Annotated in this window: 3 protein-coding genes; all 3 read left to right on the plus strand. The window is 69.7% G+C overall.

Going from position 1 to position 3,662, the window contains the following annotated elements; all coding sequences use genetic code 11:
- The first annotated feature begins 775 nt into the window (after window positions 1–775).
- The gene (locus ITI46_RS33710) at window positions 776–2,080 is read left to right on the plus strand and encodes an MFS transporter (protein ID WP_209243755.1); all 1,305 of its coding nucleotides are present in this window, start codon (window positions 776–778) and stop codon (window positions 2,078–2,080) included.
- Window positions 2,081–2,770: 690 nt separating this feature from the next.
- The gene (locus tag ITI46_RS33715; protein ID WP_209243756.1) at window positions 2,771–3,067 is read left to right on the plus strand and encodes a hypothetical protein; all 297 of its coding nucleotides are present in this window, start codon (window positions 2,771–2,773) and stop codon (window positions 3,065–3,067) included.
- 186 nt (window positions 3,068–3,253) lie between these two features.
- Window positions 3,254–3,382, plus strand: a complete 129-nt coding sequence (locus ITI46_RS35655) for a hypothetical protein (RefSeq protein ID WP_280634878.1) — start codon at window positions 3,254–3,256, stop codon at window positions 3,380–3,382.
- Window positions 3,383–3,662 lie beyond the last annotated feature (280 nt).

Below are 3,662 nucleotides of genomic sequence, written 5' to 3' on the forward strand. Positions count from 1 at the left end.
CCACCCACCCCCTCTGCGCGTGGTTGCCCCCCCGGACGGTCAATGGGAACCGGGCCATGGCCGGCGTGCTGGCTGTTGTCGGTCGGGCAGGCGGCGAGTCCGGTCCTGTGCCGGGGGTGGAGTGAAGGAGCTGCGTACTGCAGCTGTTGGTCGGCACGGGAACTGCATAGCGGGCGTTGCATCGCCTGTTGTGCCGACGGGCGTCATGGGGGTGCCGAGGTGGGTGCCGCGCTGAGCGGTTGGGTGACGGGCGCTGTTCGCCGCGAGTGGTCGTGGGTGGTCGTCGGTGCTCATCGTCGGGGCGTCATCGCGGTGTTCATCGGTGACGAGGACTGGTGACGGGTCGGGTCGGCACAGGGGTGGTGAGTGCCGGGGCGGTCGGGCGCATGGAGGAGAAGTCGAACGACCGGACACGGCAATGCTCATGCGGACGTGAACGTCGCGTGTGACAAGACCGCAGGACAGCCGGACAGCGACAGCCGGGCAGCAGCTGCTGCAACTGTGCAGCAGGGACAGCTGACACCTGCGCAGCAGGTCGTTCGACTGCTCCCACCCTCCAGGTGAAGCCCTCGGGCCGTGGTCAGGCCCGATGCCCCGCCGGTGGCATCCCGGCATTGGAGCGTGACGGATACCGGAGGCACCGGGCCTTGCTGCGCGGCGCCCCGGCACCTCCGGCACCCGTCCTTGGCCCCCCTGCCGGGACGCCCCCGGCGGGGCATCGGGCCCGTCATCTCCAGGTCCCCGAGCCCCCTATGGGTTTGGGAGGTCCTGACAGATGTCACGACCGTTGTCCAAGTACGGGCCCCTGCCGTGGGTCCTTGCATCCACGGTGGCCGGAAGCCTGTCCGCATTCATTTTGACTTTCACCGTTCCCTGGTTCGTCCTGCAGACCACGGGAAGTGCCGGTCGTGCCGGACTGGTTGTGTTCGCACAGCTGATCCCGCTGCTGCTGGCGCGGCTTCTCGCCGGACCGGTCGTGGACCAGGTCGGGCTCCGCAAACTGGCGGTGGTCTGCGCGATCATCGAGGTCGGCAGCGTCGGGACGATGGCGCTGCTCGCGGCGACGGACCGGATCACGTATCCCGCCTTGGTCGGGCTCATCGCTCTCCTCGGTGCCGCAAGTGGTGCCGGAGTGCTGGCGAAATCCTTCCTGGCTCCTTCAGCGGCCAAGTACGTCGGCCTGAAGGAGAGCCGGGGTATCAGCATGAACACCACGGCCATGACGGTCGGCACGGTGGCCGGTCCGCTGATCGGCGCCGTGCTGGCGGCAGTGAACCCTGCTGCCGGGATGGGCATGGTCGCGGCGCTGCTGTTCATCAGCGGCCTGATCATCCTGAGGCTTCCGTCCGGTATGGAGCCGGACTCGAAGCCGCAGGAGAAGGAGGGCTACTGGAAGAGCCTCGCGGGAGGCATCCGCTACTTCGGGCGGGACAAGCTGCTCGTCCGGCTGCACGTGATGCTGGCCGTTCTGGGGTTCTTGATGGCGCCGATGAACGGGGTGGTGCTGCCGCTGTGGGCCAAGCAGGCCGGGAGCGGACCGCAGATCATCGGCGTCCTCACCGCTGTCGCGGCGTGCGTCGGGCTGGTGGGCAGCTTCGTGGCCATCCACCTCACGGAGAAGGTACGGCCCGCCCTGATCTTCGCGGGCGGCTATCTTCTCCTCGTGCCGCAGCTCCTGGTGATGGCGCTGGGCGTGCCCCTGTGGGGCGTGATGACGGTCTGGATCGTCGCGGGGTTCGCCGGGGCGTTTCCGCCGCCGGTGATGGAGAGGATCACCTACCACCGTCCGACTCCGGAGTTCCGCAGCCGCGTTCGAGCTCTGGGAAGTTCCTCGGTCTACCTGGGCAACGCGGTGGGGAACCTGGCGGTCGGTCTGGCGATCGACAGCTTCGGACTGACCGCTCCGTTGCTCGGCGCAGCGGTGATCTTCGTGGGCACGGTGGTCTGGGTCCTCAGCAAGCCGGAGGTACGGCAGCTGCGGCCGGACATCCGGTCGGCGGAGGAGCTGAAGGACGAGGAGCCGACGGACGAGGAGCACTGGTCGCCGCCGGGCGATGACCCGAAGCGGCCGATGCTCTGACCGGCCGGGTCCGGGCCCGGCGCCCCTGCGGCGCCGGTGCCCGTTTCCCGGGTACGCACGCGCGTGCGGTGCTCCCCGTTGGTCTTCCTCTCCCGTTGGTCTTCCGCGGACCGGTCTTTCTCTTTCCTCCCGGCGTGACCGGAGGCGAGCGCGCCGGGGCCTGAACCAGGTGCGGCTCGAGCTCCGGTCGGGCCGCACGGTGTCCGCGGCCGGTCCGCCCGCGGTTCGTCCCCCGATCCGTGCCTGATCCGTCTCCCGTCGTCTCCGACCGTCTCCGGTTCGTCCCCGGTAGGTCGTGGTCCCCCTGTCGGCCGTTGGCAGCCTGCCTCCTGCCTGCCAGGGGCAGGGCCTCATGCCCGCTCCGGGTCCGGGGGCCGTTCCCGGATTTGTGCTCGCCGTTTGCGGGCCTGGGGGTGTGTAAGCGGACCGGGAATCGCTCCGGTTGGGACGTCGCGGCTACATATGGCGACTGTCTCCTTTGACGACTGTCTCTTTGACGCAGCCGAGCTGCTGAGTGCGGGTGGTGGTCCCCTGCCCGCCGCTTTGAGCCTGCGCTACGGCGAGACGGGAGGCAACCGGGCTCGTTCCTCCCCCGGTTGCCTCCCGCCCCACCGCAGCGCGGTCGGCACGCATCGGACAGGGGACCACCACCCGCCGCAAAGAGCGGCGAGTCCCCCCAGAGGAGGGACCATGCACAAGAGCCGTAGCCCGATCAAAGTGATCGTGGCCATCCTGCTGGTGCTCGCCATCGTCTTCCTGGTCGCGCAGTGCCAGGCCGACGACGGCGACTGCAGCACCGGCAGCCTTGGCACCACGGCGATGGCGCCTGCGGCGTTCTCCGCGTCGAAGCCCGTCGGCAAGGGTGGCGGAAAGTCTTCCAGCAGCAAGGGCAGCGGGAAGAAGTCGAAGGACGACGGACACTACGGCGGCTTCTTCAGCCTCCCCGTCTTCCACATCTTCCACGACCACGACCACGACTGCGACTGAGGCCCGTCGGCCCCCGGTACCGCCGAGTGCGGCGGTACCGGGGGCCGACGGCGTGACGGTAGTCCGCTGCTCACCGGGCATCTCCGTCGGTGGGCAGCGCCGCCGTATCCCCGTTCCTGTACGTCGTATCCGCTCGGGCTGCACAGGGTTCCGAGGCCGTGTGGCGTCTTCCATGAAGGAGTTTCCATGTCAGCATTCAGTTCTTCTCGCCGGCGCGTGCGGCGCTCGCCCCAACGGCGGCGTTACGTGCGTGACCGCTCCGGACTCGGCGGCTTCCTCGGCCGGGTCTGGGACTTCCTCACCGATCTCGTCTGACGCGATTGCGGCGCGGGTTGCGGCCCGCGCCGCAACTGCGGTCTCCAACTGCTCGCTGTGCGGTCGGTGACCGCCGCGCCGCAGCTTCTGTCGCCCTGGTGCCGCTTTCTCTCTCCCCCCCCGTGTCGTCCCTGCGGCCCCGGGCCTCCGGGCGGTGGGCCGTGGTCGGTCCTGCCCGCCGCTTGCAGCGTGCCCCGGGGGGCGGGGTGGCCGCAAACGAAAAGCGCGTTTGCCCCCACCCCGCCCCCGGGGCTGATCGGCTGCGCCGGGCAGGACCCAC

The sequence above is a fragment of the Streptomyces oryzae genome (genome assembly GCF_017676365.1).
Classification (GTDB): Bacteria; Actinomycetota; Actinomycetes; order Streptomycetales; family Streptomycetaceae; genus Streptomyces; species Streptomyces oryzae.